The sequence below is a fragment of the Streptomyces sp. NPDC039480 genome, assembly GCF_055597165.1.
On sequence record NZ_JBVITX010000005.1, the window covers coordinates 25,808 to 52,321 of the forward strand.

24 protein-coding genes are annotated in these 26,514 nt (G+C 71.9%); 9 read left to right on the forward strand and 15 right to left on the reverse strand.

Translation table 11 applies throughout. The features are described 5' to 3' along the window. Positions 1–9 precede the first annotated feature (9 nt). From ACZ56E_RS17050 to ACZ56E_RS17065, 4 genes are all read right to left on the reverse strand, one after another. Entirely contained in the window at positions 10–1,248 is a 1,239-nt protein-coding gene (locus tag ACZ56E_RS17050) for an MFS transporter (RefSeq protein WP_471214884.1), read from the reverse strand. After that, a complete protein-coding gene (locus tag ACZ56E_RS17055) occupies positions 1,245–2,603 on the reverse strand; it encodes a GH1 family beta-glucosidase (RefSeq protein WP_471214885.1) in 1,359 nt (452 codons plus the stop codon). The genes ACZ56E_RS17050 and ACZ56E_RS17055 overlap by 4 nt, the downstream gene beginning before the upstream one ends. A gap of 87 nt (positions 2,604–2,690) precedes the next feature. Next, positions 2,691–2,957 (reverse strand): protealysin inhibitor emfourin, encoded by a 267-nt coding sequence (locus ACZ56E_RS17060; protein WP_398297632.1) that lies wholly within the window; start codon positions 2,955–2,957, stop codon positions 2,691–2,693. A 51-nt stretch (positions 2,958–3,008) separates the two neighbouring features. Further along, positions 3,009–4,085, reverse strand: coding sequence for a M4 family metallopeptidase (locus ACZ56E_RS17065; RefSeq protein ID WP_471214887.1), 1,077 nt, complete (start codon positions 4,083–4,085; stop codon positions 3,009–3,011). A 291-nt stretch (positions 4,086–4,376) separates the two neighbouring features. Here ACZ56E_RS17065 and leuA point away from each other — a divergent pair, with 291 nt between their 5' ends. The 5 genes from leuA (at position 4,377) to ACZ56E_RS17090 (ending at position 11,293) form a co-directional block, all read left to right on the forward strand. Further along, positions 4,377–6,098 carry a 2-isopropylmalate synthase gene (gene leuA / locus ACZ56E_RS17070; RefSeq protein WP_471214890.1) on the forward strand — a complete coding sequence of 574 codons (1,722 nt, stop codon included), beginning with the start codon at positions 4,377–4,379 and terminating at the stop codon, positions 6,096–6,098. A 170-nt stretch (positions 6,099–6,268) separates the two neighbouring features. Continuing rightward, positions 6,269–7,009: a TerB family tellurite resistance protein gene (locus ACZ56E_RS17075; protein WP_468601008.1), complete on the forward strand. Its 741-nt coding sequence runs from the start codon at positions 6,269–6,271 to the stop codon at positions 7,007–7,009. Positions 7,010–7,197: 188 nt separating this feature from the next. Then, positions 7,198–9,297: an MMPL family transporter gene (locus tag ACZ56E_RS17080; RefSeq protein WP_471214893.1), complete on the forward strand. Its 2,100-nt coding sequence runs from the start codon at positions 7,198–7,200 to the stop codon at positions 9,295–9,297. Between the two features lie 62 nt (positions 9,298–9,359). Then, a complete protein-coding gene (locus ACZ56E_RS17085; RefSeq protein WP_471214896.1) occupies positions 9,360–10,613 on the forward strand; it encodes a sensor histidine kinase in 1,254 nt (417 codons plus the stop codon). After that, on the forward strand, positions 10,610–11,293 hold the full coding sequence (locus ACZ56E_RS17090; protein WP_398297620.1) for a response regulator: 684 nt from the start codon (positions 10,610–10,612) through the stop codon (positions 11,291–11,293). The genes ACZ56E_RS17085 and ACZ56E_RS17090 overlap by 4 nt, the downstream gene beginning before the upstream one ends. Positions 11,294–11,317: 24 nt before the next feature. Here ACZ56E_RS17090 and ACZ56E_RS17095 read toward each other — a convergent pair whose 3' ends face one another. Then, entirely contained in the window at positions 11,318–12,568 is a 1,251-nt protein-coding gene (locus ACZ56E_RS17095) for an MFS transporter (RefSeq protein ID WP_471214897.1), read from the reverse strand. Between the two features lie 35 nt (positions 12,569–12,603). Beyond that, positions 12,604–13,266, reverse strand: coding sequence for a malonic semialdehyde reductase (locus ACZ56E_RS17100; RefSeq protein WP_471214900.1), 663 nt, complete (start codon positions 13,264–13,266; stop codon positions 12,604–12,606). 138 nt (positions 13,267–13,404) lie between these two features. On the opposite strand from ACZ56E_RS17100, the gene ACZ56E_RS17105 reads away from it, so the two are divergent. Beyond that, positions 13,405–13,911, forward strand: a complete 507-nt coding sequence (locus ACZ56E_RS17105; RefSeq protein ID WP_471214902.1) for a MarR family winged helix-turn-helix transcriptional regulator — start codon at positions 13,405–13,407, stop codon at positions 13,909–13,911. Between the two features lie 46 nt (positions 13,912–13,957). Here ACZ56E_RS17105 and ACZ56E_RS17110 read toward each other — a convergent pair whose 3' ends face one another. Genes ACZ56E_RS17110 through ACZ56E_RS17130 form a run of 5 tightly spaced genes read right to left on the reverse strand, consistent with a single transcriptional unit; the run spans position 13,958 to position 20,624 of the window. Then, entirely contained in the window at positions 13,958–14,893 is a 936-nt protein-coding gene (locus ACZ56E_RS17110; RefSeq protein WP_471214904.1) for a dihydrodipicolinate synthase family protein, read from the reverse strand. Then, complete coding sequence (locus ACZ56E_RS17115) at positions 14,890–15,969, reverse strand: oligopeptide/dipeptide ABC transporter ATP-binding protein (protein WP_471214906.1); 1,080 nt, start codon at positions 15,967–15,969, stop codon at positions 14,890–14,892. Before ACZ56E_RS17115 ends, ACZ56E_RS17110 begins: the two co-directional genes overlap by 4 nt. Next, the gene (locus ACZ56E_RS17120; RefSeq protein WP_471214907.1) at positions 15,966–17,993 is read right to left on the reverse strand and encodes a dipeptide/oligopeptide/nickel ABC transporter permease/ATP-binding protein; all 2,028 of its coding nucleotides are present in this window, start codon (positions 17,991–17,993) and stop codon (positions 15,966–15,968) included. The genes ACZ56E_RS17115 and ACZ56E_RS17120 overlap by 4 nt, the downstream gene beginning before the upstream one ends. Further along, the gene (locus tag ACZ56E_RS17125; protein ID WP_471214909.1) at positions 17,993–18,952 is read right to left on the reverse strand and encodes an ABC transporter permease; all 960 of its coding nucleotides are present in this window, start codon (positions 18,950–18,952) and stop codon (positions 17,993–17,995) included. Before ACZ56E_RS17125 ends, ACZ56E_RS17120 begins: the two co-directional genes overlap by 1 nt. A gap of 28 nt (positions 18,953–18,980) precedes the next feature. Continuing rightward, entirely contained in the window at positions 18,981–20,624 is a 1,644-nt protein-coding gene (locus ACZ56E_RS17130) for an ABC transporter substrate-binding protein (protein ID WP_471214911.1), read from the reverse strand. Positions 20,625–20,860: 236 nt separating this feature from the next. Between ACZ56E_RS17130 and ACZ56E_RS17135 the strand changes: the two genes are divergently transcribed. From ACZ56E_RS17135 to ACZ56E_RS17145, 3 genes are all read left to right on the forward strand, one after another. Continuing rightward, positions 20,861–21,028, forward strand: coding sequence for a hypothetical protein (locus tag ACZ56E_RS17135; protein ID WP_471214913.1), 168 nt, complete (start codon positions 20,861–20,863; stop codon positions 21,026–21,028). Further along, a complete protein-coding gene (locus ACZ56E_RS17140; protein ID WP_468600985.1) occupies positions 21,025–21,348 on the forward strand; it encodes a helix-turn-helix domain-containing protein in 324 nt (107 codons plus the stop codon). Before ACZ56E_RS17135 ends, ACZ56E_RS17140 begins: the two co-directional genes overlap by 4 nt. 111 nt (positions 21,349–21,459) lie before the next feature. Beyond that, positions 21,460–22,752 carry an aspartate aminotransferase type Ic gene (locus tag ACZ56E_RS17145; protein WP_471214915.1) on the forward strand — a complete coding sequence of 431 codons (1,293 nt, stop codon included), beginning with the start codon at positions 21,460–21,462 and terminating at the stop codon, positions 22,750–22,752. A 210-nt stretch (positions 22,753–22,962) separates the two neighbouring features. Here the strand turns inward: ACZ56E_RS17145 and ACZ56E_RS17150 are convergent, their stop codons facing one another. The 4 genes from ACZ56E_RS17150 to ACZ56E_RS17165 all read right to left on the reverse strand — a co-directional run bounded on the left by ACZ56E_RS17150 (position 22,963) and on the right by ACZ56E_RS17165 (position 26,496). Next, positions 22,963–24,567, reverse strand: a complete 1,605-nt coding sequence (locus ACZ56E_RS17150; protein WP_471214917.1) for a PH domain-containing protein — start codon at positions 24,565–24,567, stop codon at positions 22,963–22,965. Continuing rightward, the gene (locus tag ACZ56E_RS17155; protein ID WP_471214919.1) at positions 24,564–25,079 is read right to left on the reverse strand and encodes a PH domain-containing protein; all 516 of its coding nucleotides are present in this window, start codon (positions 25,077–25,079) and stop codon (positions 24,564–24,566) included. Before ACZ56E_RS17155 ends, ACZ56E_RS17150 begins: the two co-directional genes overlap by 4 nt. A 152-nt stretch (positions 25,080–25,231) precedes the next feature. Beyond that, the gene (locus tag ACZ56E_RS17160) at positions 25,232–25,909 is read right to left on the reverse strand and encodes an AIM24 family protein (protein ID WP_471214920.1); all 678 of its coding nucleotides are present in this window, start codon (positions 25,907–25,909) and stop codon (positions 25,232–25,234) included. Positions 25,910–25,923: 14 nt separating this feature from the next. After that, positions 25,924–26,496, reverse strand: a complete 573-nt coding sequence (locus ACZ56E_RS17165) for a class I SAM-dependent methyltransferase (protein ID WP_471214922.1) — start codon at positions 26,494–26,496, stop codon at positions 25,924–25,926. Positions 26,497–26,514 lie beyond the last annotated feature (18 nt).

Consider the following 26,514-nt stretch of genomic DNA (forward strand, 5'->3'; position numbering starts at 1 on the left):
GGCGCGCGTCTATCTCACGCCCTTGATACGGCGTACCAGCACCGCACCCGCCAAGCCGATCGCCGCCGCCGTCAGGTACAGCGTCCGGTAGCCGCCCAGGTGGGTGACGAGTGGGGCCGCCAGGGCGGGGGCCGCGACCTGGGGGAGCGAGTTGGCGATGTTGATGATGCCGAGGTCCTTGCCGCGGTCCATGGTCGTGGGCAGGACGTCCGTCATCAGGGCGAAGTCCACGGACGTGAAGACGCCGAAGCCGACGCCGAGCACCGCCGCCGCGACGATCGCGCCGGGCCAGGTCTGCCAGAGCGCGAGCAGTCCCGTCGCCGCCGCCATCAGCGCCCCCGACCAGAGCACGAACGGTTTGCGGCGGCCCACCCGGTCCGACCAGGCGCCGCCCACCACCACCGTGGCCAGCATCGTCGCGCCGTTCACGGCCGTCAGGATCAGCACGCCCTCCTCCGGGTCCCCGTACTCCAGGCGGTCCCGCAGGAAGTAGAGAAGGTAGAGCAGCACCAGCGCGTTGCTGACGTTGATCAGGAAGCGGGTCAGCCAGGCCCAGGCCAGGTCCGGGTGGCGGCGCGGGCTCAGCCGGAAGCCGGCGAGGAAGCCGCGCCGGTTCCACGGCGGGCGGTCGGCCGGTGACAGGCGCAGGTCCCGGTGGCGTACGACGTAGGGCAGCACGCCCGCCGCGGTGAAGAGCGCACACGACGCGTACCCCGCGACCGTCCCGCCCGTCACCGTCGCGAGCCCTGTGCCGGCGACCACGCCGAGCAGCTGTGCCGCGCCGAGCCAGCCGCCCACCGAGCCCCGCTGCCGGCGCGGCACGCGGTCCGGTACGGCCGCAGTGACCGCGGCGAACGCGGCGTTCAGGGCGAGTTGGACCAGACACCAGCCCGCCGCCAGCGACCACACCGAGCCCGCCGCGGAGAGCAGCAGGAGCGCGGCGGCGCCGCCCGCCGCCCCCGCCACGATCCACGGGGTGCGCCGGCCGTGGCGGGACGTGGTGCGGTCCGAGAGCGCGCCGAAGAGCGGGTTCGCGGCGAGGGAGACGACCGCGCCCACGCCCGTCACCCAGGCGAGGACCGTCTCCTTCGACGTGCCCGCCGGTGCCAGCTCCTCCGCCTGGACGGCGAGCAGGATCTGCAGCGGGCCGTACCAGCCCACCCAGATCGCGCCGTTGGCGAGCGACAGGGAGGCCGTCCAGCCGCGGCCGACCCGCTCGGTCGGCTCCCGCAGCGCGGCGGCGGTCATGGGCGGCGCGCCCGCAGCACCTCGCGCAGCCAGTGGTACGAGGCCTTCGGGGTGCGCCGCTGTGTGGCGTGGTCGACGTGCACGAGGCCGAAGCGCTGCCGGTAGCCCTCCGCCCACTCGAAGTTGTCGATCAGGGACCAGACGAAGTAGCCGCGCACGTCGACGCCCGCCTCCAGGGCCCGGTGCAGGGCACGGAGGTGACCGTCCAGATAGGTGATCCGGTCCCGGTCGTCGAGTCCTTCGTACGAGCAGCCGTTCTCGGTGATGACCAGGGGCGGGAGCCGGTCGCCGTAGCGGTCGCGGAAGGCGGTGAGGAGTTCGGTGAGGGCGTCGGGGGCGACGGGCCAGCCGAAGTCCGTGACCGGATATCCCTCGATCCGCCGGGGCGAGAAGGGGAGTTCGGGCGGGAGCGTGACGCCGGCGAACTCGGCCGCCGTGCCCTCGGGGAGCGGGGCGCCCACCTTCGTCGGCTGGTAGAAGTTGATCCCGTACCAGTCGAGGGGCTCGGAGACGACCTTCAGGTCCGCGGCGAGGTCCTTGGAGGGCATCAGTTCGCCGATGCCCTCCGGGTAGGCGCCGAGCAGCAGCGGGTCCGCGAAGAGGCGGTTGAGGAGCACGTCGTAGAAGTCCGCGGCTGCCGTGTCCTCCGCAGTGGTGGAGGCGGGCCAGGTCGGGCCGTGCGAGTTGGCGATGCCGATGTCGTCGGCGCCCGCCGCGCGCAGCGCCCGTACGGCCAGGCCGTGGGCGAGTAGCTGGTGGTGGGCGGCGGGCAGCGCGTCGAAGAGGAGCCGCTCGCCGGGGGCGTGCTGGCCGAGGGCGTGGCCGAGAAGGGTGTGTTCCGCCGGTTCGTTGAGGGTGATCCACTTCGTGACGCGGTCGCCGATGCGGGCCGCGACGACGGCCGCGTAGTCGGCGAACCGCTCGGCGGTGCCCCGGTCCAGCCAGCCGCCCGTCTCCTGCACGGCCAGCGGGGTGTCCCAGTGGAAGAGGGTGGGGACGGGGCGCACGCCCGCCGCGCACAGCTCGTCGACGAGCCGGTCGTAGAAGTCGAGGCCCGCCGGGTGCACCGGGCCCGCGCCGGTGGGCAGCACGCGCGGCCAGGAGACCGAGAAGCGGTAGGCGTCCACGCCGAGGTCGCGGATCAGCGCCACGTCCTCGCGGTAGCGGTGGTAGTGGTCGCAGGCGACCGCGGCGGTCGTGCCGTCCTTCACGTTTCCCGGCACGGCCGTGAACGCGTCCCACACCGAGGCGCCGCGCTGGTCGGCGGCGCCCTCGATCTGGTGGGCCGATGTGGAGACGCCCCACAGGAAGTCGCGGGGGAAGGTGGGTATCGGGCTCGCCGCACTCGCTGCCATGGGCGGGATCCTCCGTACCGGCGAGTACGGAAGTCAATGGGCGTGCGGCAAGAAGATGAACAAAGCTCAGGTTTTACCCGGGCCGTGCTACGAGCCCTCCTTCAGCACCCGCGAGATCAGCTTCCGCTGCGGCTCCGTCAGCCGCGGGTCCGCGCAGTACACCGTCCGCCCGTCCACCGTCAGCTGGTAACTGAAGCCGTCCGGCACCCCTATCGGCGGGGTGCTCCGCCCCTCGGCCACGGCCTGTTCGGCCAGGGCGTGCCATTCCGGGGCATCGGCCAGCTGCGAGGTGTCCACCTCGGCATGCCGGTCGATGCCCGCGAATCCTCCGGTCCGCTTCACCTGGATACGCATGGGTCCTGTCTACTCCACCGGGCGGGCGGCCGGTAGCGCGCCGTCAGGCCGTCACTCGCTCGTCGGCACCTTGACCGTCGACCACGCGTCGACGACGGCCTTGAGCTCGTCGCCGTCGCCGAACTTCTGGCGCGCGGCGGCCACCGTCAGCCTGGCGAAGTCGGTGAAGGACGCGTCCTGTGCCAGCTCGCCGCCGGTCAGGACGGTGTACCAGATCTGTCCCGCCCGCTCCCACGAGTGCCCGCCGAGGGCGTCGGCGACCAGGTAGAACGCGCGGTTGGGGATGCCGGAGTTGATGTGCACGCCGCCGTTGTCGCGGCCCGTGCGGACGTAGTGGTCCATGTCGGCGGGCTGCGGGTCCTTGCCGAGGACGTCGTCGTCGTACGCCGTGCCGGGCTCCTTCATGGAGCGCAGCGCCTTGCCGGTGACGCGCGGGGCGAGCAGGCCCGCGCCGATCAGCCAGTCGGCCTCCTGGGCGGTCTGGCCGAGCGTGTACTGCTTGATCATCGAGCCGAAGACGTCCGCCATCGACTCGTTCAGGGCGCCGGGCTGGCCGAAGTACGTCAGGTTCGCCGTGTACTGCACGACGCCGTGGGTGAGTTCGTGGCCGATGACGTCCACGGGGATGGTGAAGTCGAGGAAGATTTCGTTGTCACCGTCGCCGAACACCATCTGTTCGCCGTTCCAGAAGGCGTTTCCGTAGTCCTCGCCGTAGTGGACGGTCGCGTTCAGCGGGAGGCCGTTGCCGTCGATGGAGTTGCGGTCGTACGACTTCTGGAAGAGCTCGAAGGTCGCGCCGAGGCCTGCGTACGCACGGTTGACCGTGGCGTCCTTGCCGGGCTTGTCGCCCTCGCCGCGCACCTTGCGGCCCGGCAGCTCGGTGCGGTGCTTGGCGTCGTAGATCGTGCGGTGCGGTTTGCCGGCCGTGGCCTCCTTGGGCGGGGTGACGGAGGGCGCGCCGATGACGGTCGTCAGGCGGCGGTGGGTGCGCTCGATGGAGTCCCGCTCCAGGGTGCGGCGGGCGGGTGCGGCGAGCGCGGGGTCCTGGCTCTGGGCGAGGGTGTCCAGGACGTGGGGCGGCACGATGGTGCAGAAGACGGGCTCGAAGCCCGTGGGGTTGGCGGTCATGGCGGCAATGTGGCACTGGGTCATGCCGCTGTCACTACCTGCAACCATGATTGCTGAAATAGAGGGATAGATCACCACTGGGGGTTTATCCGGCCACGGTCCCGCATACTGATACGGGCCCGCGCACAGAGCGCGGCTCGGCTAGGCTGCGGCACATCATGCGATTCGGGCTGCTTCTCCTTAGCTGCCGCGGCGAGGGCCTGTAGTCGAGGCCGACCCCCTCCCCGCGGAGTTCGGCGTTGCGCTAAGACCGTCGGCCGTCCTTCAGGACACTTCCGAGGAGCCCCGCACATGCCGAACTTCCAGCGCCCCACCTCCATGCCGGTCCACAAGTACGGGCAGTACGAGCAGGTCGACATCCCCGACCGCACCTGGCCGGGCAAGCGGATCACGGTCGCTCCCCGCTGGCTCTCCACGGACCTGCGCGACGGCAACCAGGCGCTGATCGACCCGATGTCGCCGGCCCGTAAGCGCGCCATGTTCGACCTGCTGGTGCGCATGGGCTACAAGGAGATCGAGGTCGGCTTCCCCTCCTCGGGCCAGACCGACTTCGATTTCGTACGGTCGATCATCGAGGACGAGGACGCGATCCCCGAGGACGTGACGATCTCCGTCCTGACGCAGGCGCGCGAGGAGCTCATCGAGCGCACGGTCGAGTCCCTGAAGGGCGCCCGGCGCGCGACCGTCCACCTGTACAACGCGACTGCCCCCGTCTGGCGCGATGTCGTCTTCCGCGGCTCGCGCGACGCCGTGAAGCAGATCGCCGTGGACGGCACGCGCCTGGTCATGGAGTACGCCGACAAGCTGCTCGACGACCGGACGACTTTCGGATACCAGTACAGCCCCGAGATCTTCACCGACACCGAGCTGGACTTCGCCCTGGAGGTCTGCGAGGGCGTCATGGACGTCTGGCAGCCCGACGCCGAGCGCGAGATCATCCTCAACCTGCCCGCCACGGTGGAGCGTTCGACGCCCTCGACGCACGCGGACCGCTTCGAGTGGATGTCGCGCAACCTGTCCCGGCGCGAGTTCGTCTGCCTCTCCATCCACCCGCACAACGACCGCGGCACCGCCGTCGCCGCCGCCGAGCTGGCCGTCATGGCCGGCGGCGACCGCGTCGAGGGCTGCCTGTTCGGCCAGGGCGAGCGCACCGGCAACGTCGACCTGGTGACGCTGGGCATGAACCTCTTCAGCCAGGGCGTCGACCCGCAGATCGACTTCTCGGACATCGACGAGGTGCGGCGCGTGTACGAGTACTGCACGCAGATGGAGGTCCACCCCCGCCACCCGTACGCGGGCGACCTCGTCTACACCGCCTTCTCCGGCTCCCACCAGGACGCCATCAAGAAGGGCTTCGACGCGCTGGAGGCCCGCGCCGCGGCCCAGGGCAAGACGGTCGACGACATCGAGTGGGCCGTGCCGTACCTGCCCATCGACCCCAAGGACGTCGGCCGCTCCTACGAGGCCGTCATCCGCGTCAACTCGCAGTCCGGCAAGGGCGGCATCGCGTACGTCCTCCAGAACGACCACAAGCTGGACCTGCCGCGCCGCATGCAGATCGAGTTCTCGAAGATCATCCAGGCGAAGACGGACGCCGAGGGCGGCGAGGTCACGCCCGACGCGATCTGGAGCGTCTTCCAGGACGAGTACCTGCCCAACCCCCAGAACCCCTGGGGTCGTATTCAGGTCAAGAACGGCCAGACGACGACCGACACGGACGGCGTCGACACCCTCACCGTCGAGGCCACCCTGGACGGCGCGGACACCGTCCTGACCGGTTCCGGCAACGGCCCGATCTCCGCGTTCTTCGACGCGCTGCAGGGCATCGGCATCGACGTACGCCTCCTGGACTACCAGGAGCACACGATGAGCGAGGGCGCGTCCGCGCAGGCCGCCTCGTACATCGAGTGCGCGATCGGCGACAAGGTGCTGTGGGGCATCGGCATCGACGCCAACACGACGCGCGCCTCCCTGAAGGCCGCCGTCTCCGCCGTCAACCGCGCGGCACGCTAGTCCCCCGACGGGTTCCGCCCGGCCCCGTCCGCCGATCCGGCGGGCGGGGCCGCGTCATCTCCCGGCCATGTCCGGCTCGCTCTCCTGTGCGAGATGCTGACGCCGCATCATCGATGTGGCTAACATCACGCCAACGCGGCAATGCAGCCGGGGAGTTACGGAGGTGCGTGGTGCTGCCAGATCGTGGACGAAACGGCCGGAATTCCAGCATCCCCGCCAAACCGGTCTCCCGTGGCCGGGCGCTGTGCAGGCGCGTGGTCGGCATGCACACCGCATGGGACACCGTCGGCGACGGCGAGTTCTTCTGCCCGGCCTGCGGCGGCGACCGCAACTACCAGCGGCTCACCGGCCGGCGCCGCTTCGTCCTGCTCGGCCTGCCCGTCGTGCCGCGCGGCACCCGCGGACCCGTCATCCAGTGCGCCGCCTGCCAGGACCTGTTCGACCCGGACGTCCTGGACCACCCCACCACCACCCGGCTCTCCGCGATGCTCCGCGACGCCGTGCACGCGATCGTCGTCGCCGTCCTCTCCACGGGCGGCACCGGCTCCCGCGCGGTCATCGAGACGGCCGTCTGCGCGCTGAACGGAGCCGGTTACGAGGACTGCTCCGAGGACCGGCTCGTCGCCCTCGTCGACGCGCTCGCCACCGAGGCGGGGCACGCCGGCGACTCCGACTGCGGCCCCGGCCTCCCCGGACTCGCCATCGAACTCCACGAGGCACTCGGCCCCCTCGCCCCGCACCTCGCCCCCGCGGGCCGCGAGGCCCTGCTCCTCCAGGGCGCCCGCATCGCCCTCGCCGACGGCCCGTACACCCCCGCGGAGCGGGACGTGCTCACCACGGCGGGCTGCGCGCTCACGATCTGCTCGGAGGACGTCGCACGCCTCCTCGTGACGGCGCGGACGCCGTCCTGAGCGGAGGCGGAGTCTCCGGCCGCCGACACCGCCACCGGGAGGCACGCCGCCTACTCCGCGGGGAGTAGTCGCCGCCCGCCGCCTCCCCGAGCCGTACCGCCCAACTCGCCCGTCCGCCCGACGGATTGCGGGCGCGGTCCCGGCAGGGTTGACCCCGGAAACGTCACCCCTGCCGAAGGAGGCCCGTCATGGGGCCCGCACAGACCTCTGCCGCGCCGCGACGGCGACGGCGCGCCGTGCCCTGGGTGTTCCTGGGGCTGTGGATCGTCGTGCTCGCACTCGCCTCGCCGTTCGCGGCGAAGCTCGCCGACGTCCAGAAGGACCGGGCCGTCGACTATCTGCCGGCGAGCGCCGCGTCCACCGAAGTCGCGAAGATCCAGGACCAGCTGCCGGGCGGCGAGGCCACCGAGCTGGTGCTCGTCTACCACCGGGACGGCGGGCTCTCCGCCGCCGACCGGACGACCGCGGGGAACCAGGTCGCCGAGATAGCGGAGGCCCACCAACTCGTCGCGAAGCCCGAGGCCGTGCCCTCCGAGGACGGCACCACCCTCATGTACCCGATCGCCACCACCGAGCCAGGACAGGACGAGGAGAAGCGGGACGCCCTCGTCGCGGACGTCAGGGAGACCGCCAGCGGCGAGGACGGGCTGAGCGTGGACGTGGGCGGGGCGGGGGCGCTCGACACCGACGCGAGCGAGGTCTACAACTCGCTCGGCGGACCCCTGCTCTACACCACCGCGGGCGTCGTCGCCCTGCTGCTCATCCTCATCTACCGCAGCCCCTTCCTGTGGCTCGTGCCGCTCGCCGTCGCGGGCGTCGCCGACTACCTCGCGATGGGCGTCGCGTACGGACTCAACCAGGGCTTCGGGACCTCCGTGTCCGGGCAGAGCTCGGGCATCATGACCATCCTCGTGTTCGGCGCGGGGACGGACTACGCGCTGCTGCTCGTCTCCCGCTACCGGGAGGAGCTCAGGCGGATCGAGCAACCCTACGACGCGATGATCGCCGCCCTGCGCGGCTGCGGGCCCGCCGTCCTCGCCTCCTCCGGAACCGTCGCCGCCGGACTGCTCTGCCTGCTCGCCGCCGACCTCAACAGCAGCCGCGGCATGGGCCCGCTCGGCACGGTCGGCGTGCTCTGCGCCCTCGTCACGATGCTGACGCTGCTGCCCGCCGTGCTCGTCCTCCTCGGGCGGCGCGTGTTCTGGCCGCTCGTGCCCGCCTTCGGGAGCGCCCCGAAACAGCGGCGCAGCCTCTTCGCCGCGATGGGCAGCTCGGCCGGGCGCAGGCCCCTCACCGTCCTCGCGGGCGGAGCCGTGCTGCTCGGCGCGCTCGCCCTGGGCGCGCTCAACCTGCCGGGCGCCCTCAAACAGGAGGACTCCTTCACCAAGACCCCCGAATCCGTGTCCGCCATGGAGACCCTCGCCACCGCCTACCCCGAGCGCGGCACCCAGCCCATCACCGTCATGACGCCCGCCGACCGGGCCGACGCCTCCCTGGCCGAGATCCGGGGCACGAAGGGCGTCGCCAGCGCGGAGCCGGGACGTACCGCCGAAGGCTGGACCGAGATCACCGTCACCGCGGCGTCCGCACCCGAGTCGGCCGGGGAGACCGCCACCATCAAGGCGCTCCGCGACGGCCTCGACACCTCCTACGTGGGCGGCCCGAGCGCACAACAGCTCGACCTGAAGGACACCAACGCCCGCGACCGGAACATCGTCGTCCCGCTCGTCCTCGGCGCGGTCCTGCTGGTCCTCGTCGCCCTGCTGCGCAGCCTCGTCGCACCGCTGCTGCTGCTCGCCGCGGTCGTCGCGGTGTGGGGCGCCTCGCTCGGCATCGCGGGCCTCGTCTTCGAACCGCTCTTCGGGTTCGAGGGCACCGACCCGGGGCTCGGGCTGCTCTCCTTCGTCTTCCTCGTCGCGCTCGGCGTGGACTACGGCATCTTCCTGATGCACCGCATGCGGGAGGAGTGCCTGAACGGGGCCGAACCGGGGACGGCCGCGCTCACCTCCCTGCGCACCACCGGCGGCGTCGTCGCCTCCGCGGGGCTCGTCCTCGCCGCGACGTTCGCCGTGCTGACCAACATGCCGCTGGTCCAACTCGTCGAACTGGGCTTCGTCATCGCCGTCGGTGTGCTCCTCGACACCTTCCTCGTCCGCACCTACCTGGTGACGAGCGCGAGCGTGGCACTCGGCAGGAAGGTGTGGTGGCCGGGACCGCTCTCCAAGGCTCCCGCCGCGCCCGCCCCGCCGCCGCGCGAGGCCGAGCCCGTCCGGGTCGCGTCGTCTTGAGCCGCAACTTCAGGGCGCCCCTCCCCTCCCGGAGGGGCGCCCGTGTGCTGGAAGATGCAGACGTGGAATCTCCCGAGACCGGCCGGGGCGCGGGGCGCGGCTTCGTCGGCCGCAACCTCGTCGAGCGCGTCCTCGGCCCGGCCGCACCCGGCGAACGCCTGCGCACGGACGCCCTGTTCGCCCTCGCCATGGCGGTCAGCGCCGTCGTGATCGTGCGGGTCGTGCGGGACAACGGGCAGGTGCCGGACGTGGCCGGCTGGGCGCTGCTCCTCGTCGCCCACATCGTCGTCGTGTGGCGCCGCCGCGCCCCGGTGCGCGTCATGGTCACCCTGATGGCGATCCTGCTGACCTACCACTCCCTGGACAACAACCACACCGCGCCCATGGCCGTGTCGATGGTCGCGCTGTTCACCGTGGCCTCCCGCACCCGGCCCCGCAACACGCTCCTCATCGGCGCCGGTGTCATGGGCGCCATGCTGAGCGTGAAGTTCCACGAAGGCATGGCCGAGGGCGCGCAGTCACTGCGCATCTCCGGCTGGATCGTCGCCTTCCTGCTCCTCGGGGTCTACGTCCGCATCCACCGCCAGTACGTCACCTCCGTACTGGAGCGGGCCGAGCGGGCGGAGCGCACCCGCGAGGAGGAGGCGCGCCGCCGCGTCGCCGAGGAGCGGCTGCGCGTCGCCCGCGACCTGCACGACCTGCTCGCGCACAGCATCACCCTCGTCGGCGTCCAGACGTCCGTCGCCGCGCACGTCCTGGCCGCCGACCCGGACCGCCTCGACCGCGAGGCCGTCGCCAAGGCGCTCGACGACGTCGCAGAGACCTGCCGCAGCGCCCGCGGTGAACTCCGCGCCACCCTGCAGGTGTTGAGGTCAGGCACCGACGACGAGGCCGACGAGGCCAGAGGGCCGCTGCCCGGCCTCGACGGGCTGCCCGACCTCGCCGACGCGGCCCGCACCGCGGGCGCCCGCGTCGAGCTGGCGGTGGCCGAGTGCCGGGCACCGGCCGCGGTGGGCGCCGCGGCCTACCGCATCGTGCAGGAGGCGCTCACCAACGTCGTACGGCACGCGGGGCCCGGCATCACCGTCCGGGTGTCGGTGCGCACCGAGGACGCGGCGCTGTGCGTGCGCGTCACGGACGACGGCACCGGCGCCGCCCAGGAGACCGGCCACGCGCCGGGCTACGGGCTCGTCGGGATGCGGGAGCGGGCCCGCACGGTCGGCGGCACCCTGGACGCGGGTCCGCGCAAGGAGGGGGGTTTCATGGTGTCCGCGGTGCTGCCCCTCGCACCCGTGTCCCTGGGAGGTCTGTCATGACGGTGCCCATCCGTGTGCTGCTCGCCGACGACCAGACGCTGGTGCGCGCGGCGTTCGCGATGCTCGTCGACTCGGCGCCCGACATGGAGGTCGTGGGGCAGGCGGGCACGGGCCGTTCGGCGGTCGACCTGGCCCGCTCCGAGCGCGCCGACCTCGTCGTCATGGACATCCGCATGCCCGACCTCGACGGCATCGAGGCGACCAGGCTGCTCGCGGCCGACGAGGATCTGGCGGGGGTGAAGGTCCTGATGCTGACGACGTACGACACGGACGAGCACGTCGTCGACGCGCTCCGCGCGGGCGCGTCCGGCTTCCTGGTCAAGGACACCAAGCCCGCCGAACTCCTCGACGCCATACGCACGGTGGCGGCCGGCGACTCCCTCCTCTCGCCAGGACCCACGGCGCGCCTCATCGCCCGCGTGCTGCGGGCGCCGGACGCGGAGATGCCCCTCACCGGCGGGCCCGAGAACCTCTCGGAGCGGGAGCGGCAGGTCCTGCGGCTCGTCGCGCGCGGCCTCAACAACCAGGAGATCGCCGACACGCTGGGCCTGAGCCCGCTGACGGCGAAGACCCACGTCAGCCGCATCATGGGGAAGCTGAGGGCCCGCGACCGGGCCCAACTGGTCATCATGGCCTACGAGTCGGGGCTCGTCGCGCCCGGATCGGTGACCTCGACCTGAGCGCCGTCCGGGGGAGCGGTCCCGTCAGCGGAGCGCGATCGCGGCGGCGACGGCCGGGCCGAAGGCGCCGCCCAGCTGGTAGCAGAGGCTGAACAGGCCGATCGCGGTGGGGCGTTGCGCGGTCGGCGTGGCCGCGGTCGCGTACACCGCGAGTGTCGCCTGGCCCGCGCTGGTGGCGAGGACGGCCAGGGCCGCGGCCGCCAGGAGCAGCGGGGCCCAGGGGCTGAGCGCGGCGGTGAGCGGCGCGGCCGCGCCGAAGGTGAGCAGGACCGTCAGGACGCGGGGGCGGGTCATCCGGGCCGCCGCCGCGGCCAGCGCCATGGAGAGCGCCGAGCCGGCGAGGAGGGCGACGAGCTGGCCGGTGCCGATCGTTGCGGACGACCAGCCGGTGCGGTCGCGCAGCAGCTGCGGAACGGTGAAGAGCAGCGCGAAGTACGACGTCGCGAGGGTGCAGGCGAGCGCGGCGGAGAGGACGAACGCGCGGGAGCGCAGGAGCGCGGCCGGTACGAAGCCGGTGGGCCGGGACCGGATGTGCAGGGCGAGGAGCACGGCCGACACCAGTGCGGCGGCGACCGCGGGCAGCGGGTGGCGCGGGACGAGGACGAGGGCGGTCGCCGTCAGGACGAGCAGGGCGGCGCCCCGGGCGTCGAAGGGGCTGGCCTGGCGCGGTGCCGTCAGGTCGGCGCGGCGCACGACCGCGGGCAGCGCGAGGAGGGCGACCGCGCCGACGGACAGGGACACCCGCCAGGACGCCGTGCTCGCCAGCGTCGAGCCGAGCAGCGGTCCGACGGCCCCGAGCGTGCCGAACCCGGCCGTGATCACGCCCATCCTGCGGACCGAGCCCGCGAGGCTCATCGCCGCGGTGACGAGACCCGCCCCGCCCGCGGCCTGCGCCGCCCGGCCCGCCATGGCCAGGGGCAGCCAGGGCGCGACGGCGAGCACGGCGGTGCCGGTCACGATCAGGGCACCGCTCGCCTTGAGCGCGGCACCGAGGCCCCGGCGGCGCAGCAGGCCCGCCATCAGCGGGGTGCCGACGGCCATGGCCCAGGCGAAGACGGTGACGAGCCAGGTCGCGTCGGCCGTGCGGACACCGAGCGAACCGGCCATCTCGGGCAGGATCAGGACGGGGCTGTTGCCGCCTGCGGCGACGGGGGCGGCGAGCAGGGCCAGCCAGAGAGCGGGGACTTGGCGCGCGGCGGCGGTGGGCCGGGTGGTGGGCGGCGCGGGCGGCGTGGGGCGGGCGCGGGTCCGGGTGGGCGGGGACGGCGAGGACACGGTGGCGGCTCCTGAAGGGATGAGGGGGGCGTGGCTCAGACGGTGGTGACGACCTGGTCGTAGCTGAGCCGCGGCGAGCGCGGGTACCAGGCGTCCGGGCCGGGGCGGCCGATGTTCACGACCATCAGTGGCGTGTGGTCGTCGTCGAGGAACTCCTTCTGCACACCCGGGAAGTCGAACCCGGTCATCGGCCCCGCGGCGAGCCCCGCCGCGCGGACGCCGAGGATGAAGTAGGCCGCCTGGAGCGACGCGTTGAGCCGCGCCGACTCCTCGCGGACCGGCCGCTCGGCGAAGAAGAGGTCCTTGGCCTGCGGGAAGTGCGGGAGCAGGGACGGGAGTTCCTCGTGGAACTCGTTGTCCGCGGCGAGGATCGCGACGAGCGGGGCGGCCAGGGTCTTCGCCCGGTTGCCCTCGTCCATGAGCTGCCCGAGCCGCTCGCGGCCTTCGGCGGAGCGCACCAGGACCACCCGCAGGGGCGACTGGTTGTAGGCGGTGGGCGCGTACTTGATCAGGTCGTAGACCGCCTGCATGTGGGCCTCGGTGACCGCTTCGGTGGTGAAGGTGTTGGCGGTGCGGGCCTCGCGGAAGAGGAGGTCCTGGGCGGCGGGGTGAAGGGTCAGCTCGGCGGGCTCCTGTCGTTCGTCGTTCGCTCGGCAAGTCGGTCGGTCTCGACCATCTCGGTGATGAGATAAAAGCATCTGGTTATCCCAGAGTCAAGTATCTCGAATCTAAGAGATCTCAAGAGTGAGAGAATCAGTGCTGGGATGGTCAGGGCTGGTAGTGTCCTCGCCGAGAGAATTCGCACCGTGGGAATTCGTACCGAGAGGAGCGCGGCGATGAGTGACGCCGTGGACGCGATCATCGGCCAGTGGGCCGCCGAGCGCCCCGACCTGGTGGAGGACCTCTGGCCGGTGGAGCTCTTCGGGCGCATCCAGCGGCTGGGCGTACTCGTCGAGAAGACGGTGAAGGCCAGCGCCGCCCAACACGGCCTCGACGTCGGCGAGTTCGACGTCCTCACCACGCTCCAGCGCTCCGGTCCGCCCTACGCGCTCACCGCCGGCACCTTCCTCAAGGCCTCCATGGTGTCGTCCGGCACGATCACCAACCGGATCGACAAGATGGAGGCGAAGGGCCTGGTGGAGCGGGTGCGCGACGGAGTGGACCGGCGCACCGTCAAGATCCACCTCACCGAGCGCGGGCACGAGGTCACCCGGGCCGTCTTCGCCGACCACCTGGCGAACTACGCGCGCGTGCTCGCCGACGTGGACCGCGAACTGGTCGGGAAGGGGGCCGACGGGCTCCGCCAGGTGATGGAGGCTCTCGGCGACACGGACATCAAGTAACGGCCCTCGGCGAGACGGACATCAAGTAGCGGTCACGAGGGGCGGCTCACAGCAGCCCGGCTGTCGCCAAGTACTTGCCGACCCGTTCGGTCTCCGCCGGTGACAGCGGGATCTGCGGCTCCGCCGTGGCCGCGCAGTCGATCACCCCGCGCAGCCGCAGCGCCGCCTTGAACGCGCCGAGCGCCGACGAACTCCCGCCCATCCGCGCCGGATCCCCGGCCGCCACCATCCCGAACAGCCCGCACAGCCGCTCCTGTTCGGTCCGGGCCAGCGCCCAGTCGCCCTCCCGGCACGCCCGGTGGAGGCGGACGTACCCGCCGGGGTCCACGTTCCCGAGGCCGGGCACGACGCCGTCCGCGCCCATCGCGAGCGCCGAGTCGGCCGTCACCTCGGAGCCGGTGAGGACGCTGAACCCGGCGAGCCCCGGCTCCGACCGCTTGCCGAGGACGACGCTCCGGAAGGCGCCCTCGTCGCCGCTGGAGTCCTTCAGGCCCGCGAGGACGCCGTCCCGGGCCAGCTCGAGGACCAGGGACGCGCCCAGCTTGGTGTGCACCGCCATCGGCAGGTCGTACGCGAAGACCGGCACCCTGCAGCCCTCCGCGACCAGGCGGAAGTGGCGGGCGATCTCGGCCGGATGGGTCCGCGTGTAGAAGGGCGCGGTGACCACGACGGCGTCCACGCCAGCCCGTGCGGCGGCCCGCGCGTGGTCCAGGACGCGGGGTGTGGTCATGTCGATCGCGCCGGCGAGGACGGGCAGCCGGCCGGCCACGTGCCGGACGACCGTGTCGACGACGAGCGCCCGCTGCCGGTCCGTGAGGTACGCGACCTCCGAGGTCGAGCCGAGCACGAACAGGCCGTCGACACCGCCCGCGACCAGGTGGTCGACGAGTCTGGTGAGGGAGGAGGTGTCCACCTCGCGGTCCGGTGTCAGCGGAGTGCAGACGGGCGGGACGACACCGGTCAGCGGAGTGGGAAGGGTCATGGATGCTCCCTCGGTGCGGTGACAGGGGCCGTGGCGGCAGCTGTGGTGGCGGCTGTGCCGGAGGCCGTGGCGGCGGCCTGGGTGACGAGTGCGTGGGTCGACTCTCCCTCGTCGACGGGGTGGAAGCAGCGGAACCGGTGCCCCGCGCCCGACGACCGGGCGTCCGGCATGGCCGTGGCGCACTCCTCGTCCGCCTTCCAGCAGCGGGTGCGGAACGGGCAGCCGCTCGGCGGCCGGGTCGCCGACGGCACGGGACCGGCCAGCGGAATCGGGTCGATGGGGTCGAGCAGCCCGGGCGTCGCGGAGAACAGGGCGCGGGTGTACGGGTGCCGGGCGCGGTCCAGGATCTCCGCGGCCGGGGCCTCCTCGACGATCCGGCCGAGGTACATCGTGACGACCCGGTCGCTCATCCTGCGTACGGTCTGGATGTCGTGGGAGACGAACACGAGGGCGAGGCCCAGGCGTTCCTTCAGGTCGAGGAGCAGGTTGAGGATCTGGGCGCGGACGGACACGTCGAGGGCGCTGGTCGGCTCGTCGGCGACCAGCAGGTCGGGTTCGAGCGCGAGGGCGCGGGCGATCGCCACGCGCTGTCGCTGGCCGCCGGACAGCTGGCCGGGCAGCCCGTCCGCGAGGGCCTTCGGAAGGCCGACCAGGGCCATCAACTCCCGTACGCGCTCGTCCCGTTCCTTCGGCGTGCCCCGCTTGTGCACGTCGAGAGGGTCACGGAGGATCCGCCCCACCGGCAGCCTGCGGTTCAGGGCGGTCGACGGGTCCTGGAAGATCATGCCCGTGTGGGAGCCGATGGAACTCCGCCTCTCGGCGGGTGTCATCTTCCACAGGTCGTGGGCGCGGAACGAGACGGTTCCTGCGGTGGGTCGCTGGGCGCCCACGAGGACCTTGGCGAGGGTCGACTTGCCGCAGCCGGACTCTCCCACGATGCCGACGGTTTCGCCTCCGGCGACGGTGAGGGTGGCTCCGGTCAGGGCGTACACCTTGTCCCGGGAGAACAGGCCGCCCGACCTGGCCTTGTGTACTACGTGGACGTCGTCCAGCTCGACGAGGGGGGTGGTCGTCATTTCGCCTCACGCTCCGTCGTGGCTGGGCGCGCAGTTCCCCGCGCCCCTGAAGCCGCCCCTGAAGGGGCTTCTCCAGGGCGCGTCGCCGGGTGGTGGCAGGCGGCTGCGTGCCCGGAAGGACCCGCCAGCTCCGGTGTCGTCGTACGGCACACCTCGCTCGCCAGCGGGCATCTGTCCGCGAACCTGCATCCGTGGGGGAAGTCCGCTGGGGACGGCACTACGCCCTTGATCTGGGTGAGGCGCTGTGCCGCCGACTCCAGGGAGAGCACCGAGCCGAGCAGGCCGCGCGTGTAGTGGTGCGCGGGGGACTCCACGAGGTCCGCCGTCACGCCCGTCTCGACGATCTGCCCGCCGTACATCACCACGACCCGGTCGGTGACGTCGGCGACGAGCGCCAGGTCGTGGGAGACGAGGATCAGCGCGAAGCCCAGCTCCTCGCGCAGCCGCAGCAGCAGCTGGATGATCTGCGCCTGCACGGTGACGTCCAGCGCGGTCGTCGGCTCGTCGGCGACGATCAGTTTCGGGTCGCGGGAGAGCGCCATGGCGATCAGGACGCGCTGTCGCTGGCCGCCGGACAGTTCGTGCGGGTAGCTGCGCAGGGTGCGTTCGGGGTCGAGGCCCACCATGTCGAGGAGTTCGGGCGCGGTGCGGCGGCCACCTCTGCGTACGACCTGTTTGAGCTGGGAGCGGACCGTCATCGCCGGGTTCAGGGACGACAGGGCGTCCTGGTAGATCATCGCCATGTCGTGGCCGAGCAGACGGCGCCGGGCGCGCGGGGGCAGGCGGGTCAGTTCCTGTCCGTCGAAGGTGACCCGGCCGCCGACCTTGGCGCCCTTCGGCTCCAGGCCCATCACCGTCAGCGCGGTCAGTGACTTGCCGCAGCCCGACTCGCCGACGAGGCCCAGCACTTCACCGGGGCGTACGTCGAAGCTGATGCCGTCGACGATGTCCACGCCCTCGTGGCGCTGCGGGAAGGAGATGGTCAGACCGGTCACGGCGAGGACGGGCTCGCCGGTGGGGAGGGGCCGGGCGCGGGAGCGGAGGCGGTGGGCCGCCTCCGTGAGGCCGGGGAGTTCGAGGACCCGGCCGCTGCCGGGCTCGGGGGTCTCCAGGCGGTCCTGCGTACGGGCAGGACCGACGACGTCACGGCCGGACGGGGCCGCCCAGGCGTCCGACACGCCCTCCGAGAGGATGTTCAGGGCGAGGACGGTGAGCAGCATCAGGAGCCCGGGGAAGACCGTCGCCCACCAGCCGCCGATCAGGACCATGTTCTTGCCGTCGGCGATGACGCTGCCCCACGAGGGGTCGGGCGGCCGCACACCGGCGCCGATGAAGGAGAGCGAGGCCTCGAAGACGATGGCCTCGGCGACCTGCACGGTGCAGAAGACCAGGACGGGCGCCGCGCAGTTCACGGCGACGTGGCGGATCAGGATGTGCGGGGTGCGGGCGCCGAGGACCCGTTCGGCGACGACATAGTCCTCGCCGTACTGGTCGAGGACGTTGGCCCGTACGACACGGGCGATGGGCGGGGTGAACAGGAACGCGATGGCGCAGATCAGGACGAGGATGCCGCCGCCGAACACCGCGACGAGCACGGCGGCGAGCGCGATCCCGGGGAACGCCATGACGACGTCCAGGCAGCGCATCAACGTCTCGTCGACGGCCTTGCGGGAGGTCGCCGCGACCGCGCCGATGAGGGCGCCGGCGACGAGGGCGAGAAGGGTGGCGCCGAGCCCGATGGCCAGCGACCAGCGCGCCCCGTACATCAGCCGGCTGAGGATGTCGCGGCCGAGGCTGTCCTGGCCCATCCAGTGGTCGGCGGAGGGGTGGCCGGTGCCGTCGGTCTGGGGCTGCTGGTCGAGCGGGTCGTGCGGGGCGATGAGCGGGGCGAACAGCGCCACCAGGACGACGAGTGCGACGACGCCGACCGCGATCCGGGACAGCACCGGGAGTTTGCGGAAGGAGCGGATCCGTAGGCCGGGCACGGCGAGGCGCTCGGTCAGCGCCTTGCGTGAGGTGAACATCAACTCGACCCCCTCAGGCGCGGGTTGACCAGGAGGTGGAGGACGTCGATGACGAGGTTCACGACGACGAAGCCGACGGCCGTGGTGATGACGACGCCTTGGACGACGGCCGGGTCGCCGTTCTTCACGGCGTCGATCATCAGCTTCCCCATGCCGGGCAGCGAGAAGATCGTCTCGATGACGACGGCGCCGCCGAGCAGATAGCCGACGCGCAGGCCGAGGACGGTGAGCGGGTTGATCAGGGCGTTGCGCAGGACGTTGCGGCCGACGACGACCACCGGGGGGAGGCCGTTGCCGATGGCCGTGCGGACGTAGTCCTTGTCGAGCTCCTCGACCACGGCGGTGCGGATGATACGGGTGAGGCCGGCCGCCACCGGCAGGGAGAGCGCGAGGGCGGGCAGCGTCATGGTCTTGAGCCAGCCGGTGAGGGAGTCGGCGGGGTTGATGTAGCCGCCGGTCGGGAACCAGCCGAGGTCCACGGCCAGGTACTGGATCATCAGCAGCGCCAGCCAGAAGCCGGGCGCCGCGACACCGGTCAGGGAGATCACGCGGATGAGCTGGTCGGGCAGCCGGTCGCGGTAGATCGCGGCGGTGACGCCGAGGGTGAGGGAGAGGACGACCGCGATGCCGAGCCCGAGGAAGGTGAGCTGCATGGTGAGCGGTAGGGCGGTGGTGACCTGGTCGACGACGGGGGAGCGGTTGAGGACGCTGATGCCCATGTCGCCGTGGAGCAGGTCGCCGACGAAGGCGACGTAGCGGACGGGCAGCGGGTCGAGGAGCCCGTTCTCCTCACGGAACTGGTGCAGTTGCTCGGGTGTCGGGTTGGCGCCCTGGTAGAACGCGGACGCCGGGTCGACGTCCGAGAAGCGCATCACGAGGAACACGAAGAGCACGATGCCGAGCAGCAGCGGGACGAGCAGGGCGACGCGGCGGGCCAGGATTCTGAGGACTGAGGTCACGGCATGCGACTCCTGAACTGTGCGGCGCTCACACCCACTTGGCCTGCAGCAGGTTGATCCCGGGATACGGCTGGGCCTTGACGCCGGTGACCTTCTTCGGGTCCCAGGCGGTCATGAGTTCGTTGTGGACGACGGGGTAGAGGACGGCCTGTTCCGCGACGACGTCGATGTACTCCTGGATCATGGTCTTCTTCCGGCCGGCCTCGGGCTCGCGGGTGGCGGCGGCCATGTCCTTGAAGAGCTTCTTGGCGACGGCGTCGTCGGCCCATCGCGCGTAGCCCATCCAGAGGTTCTCGGGGCCGTAGTTGTAGTGCATGATCAGGTCGGCGTCGAGCCCGAACTGGTTGGGGTTCGAGGCGGCCGCGACGATCTGGAAGTCCTTCTTCTGGTCCAGTTTGGTGAAGACGGCGGTGGTCTCCTGCGGGTCGAGGGTGACCTCGACGCCGAGCTTCTCCCAGCCGTCCTGGATGGTCGGCAGGCAGTCCACGATCCAGCTCACGTTGACGGCCATGAGGTTGATCTTCAGCGAGCCGACGCCCGCGTCCTTCAGCAGCTTCTTGGCCTTGGCGAGGTCGTATCCATAGACGGTTCTGGCGGGCCGGTAGGAGGGGTTGGCCTCGTTGAGGAAGGAGGTGGACGCCTTGCCGTGGCCCTTGAGGGCGGCCCGGATCATCTTGTCGCGGTCGATGGCGTAGTGCAGGGCCTGCCGGACGCGGACGTCGTCGAACGGCTTGTGGGCCGTGTTGAAGAGCAGGAAGAGATTGTTCATCCCGGCCCCGCCCTCGACGGTCATGCCGCCCTTCTTCAGCTGCTCGATGTTGGCGTACGGGATGTTGTCGGCGATCTCCGCGTCCGCGCTGCCGCCGGAGATCTTCGCGACGCGCGGCGCGGCGTCCACGATGGTCAGCCAGTTCATCTTCTTGAAGGCGGCCTTGCGCGGGCCGTTGTAGTCGTCGAAGGCCTCGAAGGTGGTGTTCGACTTGGGGTGGTGCGAGGCCTGCTTGTACGGTCCCGAACCCACCGCCTTCCCCTTGGTCGCGTCGTCCCAGGCGCCGGGCTCGCCGAACACGTGCTTCGGCATGATCTTGGCGAGGGAGAGCCGGGCGGCGCCGTCGGGGAAGGGAAACTTCAGCACCAGCTCGACGGAGGTCGCGTCGACCTTCCTGACCTCCTTCAGCCAGCTCGCGAAGAAGCCCTTGGCGAGCGTCTGGGTCTTCGGGTCGAGGATGCGGTCGAAGACGAACACGACGTCGTCGGCGGTGACGGGCTTCCCGTCGTGCCACTTGGCCCCCGGCCGCAGGGTGAACTTCCACGTCGTCGCCTTGAGGTCGTTCGGGATCTCCGTGGCGAGCGCGGCGTACGGCTCACGGGTGATCGGATCGGTCCCGAGCAGCCCCTCGTAGATGTGTTCGTTGCCGGCCATCGCGAAGGCGGACGCGGTCTGGGTCGGGTCCCAGCTGCCGTCGTTCCCGTACCCGATGACAGCCGTGAGCGTCGACCCGCCGCCCTGACCGCCGCCCCCGGTCTCATTGGTCGACTCGGGCCCCGCCGAGCAGGCGGAGAGCGTGGTCGTGACGGCGGCGGCCGCGCTCAGCGCACCCGAGTACTTGAGGAAGGCCCGGCGGTCCGGCAGGACGGCGCGGCGCACGGTCGGAGAGGGCAGATCGGTCACTGTGTCTCCCTTGCCTACCTAAGAGGTCCCACGTCCTACGTCATGGGTGGCGTGGCGACGATAGGAGCGGGCGGGGGGCTGGTCAAGACTCCAGACGAGGTACTCGTGCGGGTGAGGAAGCTGAGTTCCGGCTTGCGGCGTCGAGCCCTCCATGTTTAGTGAATGCTAAACTCGGGTGAGAAGGGTTCAGGAGTGGAAGAGCAGTGGGACATCTACCTGACCGACGAGGTGGATCAATGGCTCAGCGACTTGGAGAAGGCAGATCCGGCGTGCGAGCCGCGATCCTGCTGGTGGCCGGAGACAAGGCCGGTAACTGGAGCGCCTGGTACGACGAGGCCATCCCGCTGGCGGAGCGTCGGTACGCGGAGTACGTCGCCGAGCGTGAGAAGGAGCTGGGGAAGTGAGCGGACACATCAGGTGGTCGGCCAGTGGGCACCGGGCCCGGGCCGAGGAGCTGTCGGGCGGACGCGACGCGTTCCTTGCAGGGGCTCAGCGCATGCTGGCCGAAGCGCGGGCCTGGCGTTTGGTCGAGATGCGCCGGGAGCGGGGCTACACCCAGGCGCAGGTGGCCGAGCGGATGGGTGTCAGCAAGGGCAGGGTCTCGCAGATCGAGAGTGGCCAGATCTCGGGCACGGAGGTCATGGCCCGCTACATCGAAGCGCTCGGCGGGAGTCTGGTGATGGTCGCTGTCTTCGACGACGGGGAGCTTCGAAAGGTTGGATGACGGGCCGGGCCCGGCCCGGGGCCGCAGTCTCGCGGTGCGGTCGTCCAGGTCGCCACGCCGCGTCGGTTTGTATCCTCGGCAGGCTCCACCCGACCTGCGAGAGGCGACACCATGACCACCGAGCTGAGCCCCGATGCCACGGCCCCCGACGCCCCGGCCCTCGCCGGGCTGCTCGAGCGGGCGCGGCAGGAGTACGCCGACCTCGCCGGGCGCGGGCTCTCCCTCGACCTGACGCGTGGCAAGCCGGCGCCCGAGCAGCTCGACCTCGCCGAGGACCTGCTGAGCCTGCCCGGCGGGCGGCACACCGCCGCCGACGGCACCGACGTGCGCAACTACGGCGGGCTCCAGGGGCTGCCCGAGCTGCGGGAGATCTTCGCCGAGCTGCTCCAGGTGCCCGCCGGGCAGCTCCTCGCGCTCGGCAACTCCAGCCTGGAGCTGATGCACGACTGCCTCGTGCACGCCCTCCTCGGCGTCCTGCCCGGCGCAGAGTCGCGCTGGGTGGACCAGGAGCGCATCGCGTTCCTCTGCCCGGTGCCCGGCTACGACCGGCACTTCGCGCTCTGCGAGCGGTTCGGCATCGACATGATCCCCGTGCCGATGACCGCCGAAGGCCCCGACATGGCCGAGGTCGAGCGGCTTGCCGCCGAGAACCCGGCGGTCAAGGGCATCTGGTGCGTACCGAAGTACAGCAACCCCGACGGCGTCGTCTACAGCGACGAGACCGTCGCGCGGCTCGCCGCGATGCCCACCGCCGCCCCGGACTTCCGGATCTTCTGGGACAACGCGTACGCCGCCCACCACCTCACCGACGAGCCCGCCGAGATCGCCGACCTGCTCGCCGCCTGCGCCGCGGCCGGCCACGAGGACCGCGCCTTCGTCTTCGGCTCCACCTCGAAGATCACCGCGGCGGGCGCGGGCGTCGCCTTCTTCGGCTCGTCGCCCGCCAACGTGAAGTGGCTGCTCGCCAACAACCAGAAGCGGTCGATCGGCCCGGACAAGGTCAACCAGCTGCGGCACGTGATGTTCCTGAAGGACGCGGACGGCGTACGCGCACACATGGAGCGGCAGCGCGCCCTGCTGCAGCCCAAGTTCGAGACGGTCGCCCGCATCCTGGACGCGGAACTCGGCTCCACGGGCCTCGCCTCCTGGACGTCGCCCAAGGGCGGCTACTTCGTCACCCTCGAAGTCCCGGACGGCTGCGCCAAGGAGGTCGTGCGCCGCGCCGCGGAGGCGGGGATCGTCCTCACCCCGGCCGGGGCGACGCACCCGTACGGGGACGACCCGCGCGACGCGACCATCCGCATCGCGCCCAGCTACCCCGGCCTGACGGAGCTGGAGCAGGCGATCGAGGGGCTTGCTGTGTGTGTCCGCCTCGTCGGCTACGAGAAGCGGGCCGCTCGCTGAGTTCAGGGGGGCGGGCGTGTGGGGACTGTGCGGGTTCGTTGTGGCTGGTCGCGCAGTTCCCCGCGCCCCTTGCGGGGGCGTGTGCCGGTCTGGAGCCCGCGGGTTCGTTGTGGCTGGTCGCGCAGTTCCCCGCGCCCCTTACGGGGCGACCCCGCGGCGGAGCCGCTGGCGATGCCGCCTGCGCCTCTTACGGGGCGCGAGCCTGCGCCCTTACGAGGGCGTGGTGGGGGCCCCTTCCAGGAACGGGGTCAGCAGGCCCGGTACCGCCCGCTCCGCGAACGCGAGTCCCTCCACCTCGTCCACGTCGTACGCCGCGTACGCCTGCGCGCCCGCGGCCGTCGTCGCGCTCAGGGTGATCAGGCCCGCCCGGCGCTGGAGCACGGACTGCTTGACGGTCCAGCCGATGACGCCGCCGCGGCGCAGCGCCACCGTGGAGCGGCGCAGCGTCCCGGAGCGTACGACCAGATAGTCGGCGTCGAGCGCGTGCCCCAGGCTGCGGTACGCGTCGCAGGCGAGCGCCACCGCGGCCGGCACCAGGACCACCGCGACGCCCGCCCCCAGATACGTCAGCGTCGGCAGCCCGACGAGCGCCCCGAGCAGCAGCAGGACCAGCGCGGGCGCCAGCGCCGCCGACACCGCCCAGCGGATGCGCCGGGACCGCGCCGCCCGCGGATGCGCCGTGAGCCGCGCGGCGGTGGGCGTCACCGGTTCCCGCAGGACACGCGCCGCCACCTCGTCGGCGAGCCGGCGCGGTGCGGCGGGCAGCAGGGTGCTGGGGCCCGCCTGGTCCTCCTCGTCACGGCGGGACAGGCCCGTGGCGACCGCGTCGACGCGGGCCGCGCCCGACAGCCGCAGGCCCAGCGGCTCCACCACGTCGACACCGCGCAGCCGGGCCTCCTCCAGGGAGACAGAGCGCGTCGTGAGCAGCCCGCGCCGCACCCGCAGCGTGCCGCCGGGCTCCCGGTCGAGGCGGTAGTTCCACCACATCTCGACCCACAGCCCGAGCGCCCCCACCGACCCGGCGGCCAGCGCCCCCGCGACCAGGGCGAGCACGATGCCCGCCACGGACATCCCGCGGAACAGGTCACCCACCCACTCGATGACCTCCTCCTGCACCCCGAACCACTCACTGACCTGCATCACCGCGCCACCTGCCGCGGCGGCGAGCGCGGAGGTGACGAAGGACAGGGGGGCGTACCTGATCCAGCGGAAGTCGAGGGCGGCGATCGTGCCCTCCGCGTCCGACGCGGCGTCGGGGGCCGCCCGGCTGAGCAGTTCGCGCCGCAGCCGCTCGCCCTCGGCCCTGCGGACCGGGCGGAGTTCGAGGGTGGCCTCCTGGGCGGAGCTCTGCTCGCCGGTGCCGATCCGCACCTCCACCAGGCCGAGGAGGCGCAGCAGCGGGTGGGCGACGAGGTCGACGGAACGTATCCGCTCGCGGCTCAGGGAGCGGTGCTTGGCGAAGAGGATGCCGCTGCGCAGCTCGGCCCGCTCGGGCCCGACGCGGTAGCGGCTGTGGCGCAGCCGCAGCGCGTCGAGCCCGACACCGCACGCGATCACCAGCAGGCTCAGGCCCACCGCCCAGGCGATCACGGGCCCCATGTCCACCCAGCCCTGGAAGCTGAGGGTGATCGGCAGCCCGATGGCGGTCACCACGCCGCCGGTCATCTGCACGGTGACGAGCAGCGAACGCCGGTCGAGCCGCCGCCAGCCGGGCTCGTCGTGGACATCGCCGACACCGGGGGCACTGGAGGCCGTGGAGGCACCGGGGGCACCGGAGGCCGCGGGGGCGCCGGGGGACTCGGCCACCCCGCTCACGTCGCGTCGCCCGGTGTCGCCTGGGTGACGAGGGCGAGCCGCTCGGCCAGTTCGGCGGCGGTCGCGTGGTCGAGCCCCTTGACCTTCAGGGCGCCCTTGGCGGACGCCGTGGTGACCGTCACGGTCGTCAGCCCGAAGATCCGCTGGACGGGCCCGCGCATCGTGTCGACGGTCTGGAGCCGCGACATCGGCGCGATCCGGCCCTCCATCCAGAAGAAGCCGGTCCGGACGTACACCGCGTCGTCGGTGACCTCCCAGCGGTGGACCTTGTACCACCACAGTGGGAGCAGCGCCCCGGCGAGCAGCCCCGGCACCGCGACGACCGCGGCGGGCAGCAGCAGCCAGAAGCGGGCCGGCGCGATGAGCGCGGCGAGCAGGACCAGGACGCCGACCGGGACGGCCGTCGTCAGCAGCAGTTGCGTACGCCACCAGGCGACGGCGCGGCGGTCCAGGGGATGGCGCGGCGGCCGCAGCCGCACACCCGCCCTCTCGTCTCCTTGGTCAACAAGCATGAGACGAAAGGTACTTGCTTGCACAAGACGCCTGCTCACCGGCTGTAGCGGCGCTCGGCCGGTTATCGACCACGGAGGTCCCGAGGCTCCGGCCCCAGACCCCCAGGCCCTGAGCCGTCCCCCCCCCGACACCCCCGTGGCCGGGGGAGGGCTCAGTGCTGCTGTGCCTTCTGCGGCGTCACCTCGCTCGGCCGCACGATGACGTGCCCCTCGCCCTCCAGCTTCAGCTGCACGGCCTCGCCCGAGCCGCCGCGGATCATCGACCCGATGGACTGCGAGCGGTGCAGAGACGTGCTGAGGCTCGCGGTCCAGCCGACCACCGCGTCCGTGTCGACGTACACCGGCTGTTGCGGCGACACGGGGATCACCAGCGGGTTCCCGTCGCAGACCAGGCCGAGCCGCCCGCTGCCGGTGAACACACTGTTGAAGAGCCCGCCCCCGGCGATGCCCGAGCCCTTCACGGTCTTGATCTCGTACGAGAGGGACGCGTCGAAGCAGAGGACGTTGCGGCCGTTGACCGTGAGGACGTCACCGGGCTCGATGTCGACGACGAAGCAGTTCTGCGCCTCGTGCGCGAACCACGCCTCGCCCTTGCCGCGCACGGCCATCAACGGCAGCCCCTCGCCGGTCATGGCGCGCTTGAGCATGCCGCCCACGCCCTGCCCCTTGCGCTCGAACTGCAGGTCGCCCCGGTAGGCGATCATGGCGCCCTGTCGTGCGAACATCTCGCCGTCCACCGCGTACTTGATGGATTTGGCATTCTGGAGCGTCATGCCGGGGGCGAGAGCCGGCTGGGCCATGTGGTCACTGGAGAACAAGTCACTCTTCATGGCCACATTTTGAGCTACGTCTTGTGCGCGCGGAAGCGCAGCGCACCATTGCGCGGATGCAGACCGACCGCCACCTCCGTGAAGCCCGCGGCCTTCAGGCGGTCGGGGAGCCCCGCCGGCGCCACCGTGTTGCTGGTGTCGCGGAGGTGCAGCACCCGGAACGCGAGGCTCGGCTGCCCGTCGCTGCCCGCGAAGACACCGCCGGGGCGCAGCACGCGGAACGCCTCGGCGAAGATGCGGTCCTGGAGTTCGTCCGTCGGGACGTGGTGGAGCATGGTGAAGCAGACGACGGACGAATACGTGGCGTCGGGCAGCGGCATCGCCGCGCCGTCCGCGTGCAGGATCCGCGCGCGGTCCCCCCACTTCCGCTCCAGGATCCGCGCCGTGTCCGCGTCGATCTCGACGGCGGTGAGGCGGGGCGCCAGATCGACGAGCGCGCGGAGGTTCGCCCCGTAGCCGGGGCCGATCTCCACGACGTCGTCGCCGAGTTCGACGCCTTCGAGCGCCCACGGAAGCACGTGGTCCTTGACCATCCGCGCCCACTTCTCGGAGCTGCAGAACCTGCGGTGTGCGAAGTTCATCGGCATACGACGACGCTAGGCCGG

Bases quoted from the DNA above. Each gene is read 5' to 3' on its own strand.
- ACZ56E_RS17050 (WP_471214884.1), bottom strand. From the start codon at position 1,248: ATGACCGCCGCCGCGCTGCGGGAGCCGACCGAGCGGGTCGGCCGCGGC.
- ACZ56E_RS17055 (WP_471214885.1), bottom strand. From the start codon at position 2,603: ATGGCAGCGAGTGCGGCGAGCCCGATACCCACCTTCCCCCGCGACTTC.
- ACZ56E_RS17060 (WP_398297632.1), bottom strand. From the start codon at position 2,957: ATGCGTATCCAGGTGAAGCGGACCGGAGGATTCGCGGGCATCGACCGG.
- ACZ56E_RS17065 (WP_471214887.1), bottom strand. From the start codon at position 4,085: ATGACCGCCAACCCCACGGGCTTCGAGCCCGTCTTCTGCACCATCGTG.
- leuA (WP_471214890.1), top strand. From the start codon at position 4,377: ATGCCGAACTTCCAGCGCCCCACCTCCATGCCGGTCCACAAGTACGGG.
- ACZ56E_RS17080 (WP_471214893.1), top strand. From the start codon at position 7,198: ATGGGGCCCGCACAGACCTCTGCCGCGCCGCGACGGCGACGGCGCGCC.
- ACZ56E_RS17090 (WP_398297620.1), top strand. From the start codon at position 10,610: ATGACGGTGCCCATCCGTGTGCTGCTCGCCGACGACCAGACGCTGGTG.
- ACZ56E_RS17100 (WP_471214900.1), bottom strand. From the start codon at position 13,266: ATGCTTTTATCTCATCACCGAGATGGTCGAGACCGACCGACTTGCCGA.
- ACZ56E_RS17105 (WP_471214902.1), top strand. From the start codon at position 13,405: ATGAGTGACGCCGTGGACGCGATCATCGGCCAGTGGGCCGCCGAGCGC.
- ACZ56E_RS17110 (WP_471214904.1), bottom strand. From the start codon at position 14,893: ATGACCCTTCCCACTCCGCTGACCGGTGTCGTCCCGCCCGTCTGCACT.
- ACZ56E_RS17115 (WP_471214906.1), bottom strand. From the start codon at position 15,969: ATGACGACCACCCCCCTCGTCGAGCTGGACGACGTCCACGTAGTACAC.
- ACZ56E_RS17120 (WP_471214907.1), bottom strand. From the start codon at position 17,993: ATGTTCACCTCACGCAAGGCGCTGACCGAGCGCCTCGCCGTGCCCGGC.
- ACZ56E_RS17135 (WP_471214913.1), top strand. From the start codon at position 20,861: ATGGCTCAGCGACTTGGAGAAGGCAGATCCGGCGTGCGAGCCGCGATC.
- ACZ56E_RS17145 (WP_471214915.1), top strand. From the start codon at position 21,460: ATGACCACCGAGCTGAGCCCCGATGCCACGGCCCCCGACGCCCCGGCC.
- ACZ56E_RS17155 (WP_471214919.1), bottom strand. From the start codon at position 25,079: ATGCTTGTTGACCAAGGAGACGAGAGGGCGGGTGTGCGGCTGCGGCCG.
- ACZ56E_RS17160 (WP_471214920.1), bottom strand. From the start codon at position 25,909: ATGAAGAGTGACTTGTTCTCCAGTGACCACATGGCCCAGCCGGCTCTC.
- ACZ56E_RS17165 (WP_471214922.1), bottom strand. From the start codon at position 26,496: ATGCCGATGAACTTCGCACACCGCAGGTTCTGCAGCTCCGAGAAGTGG.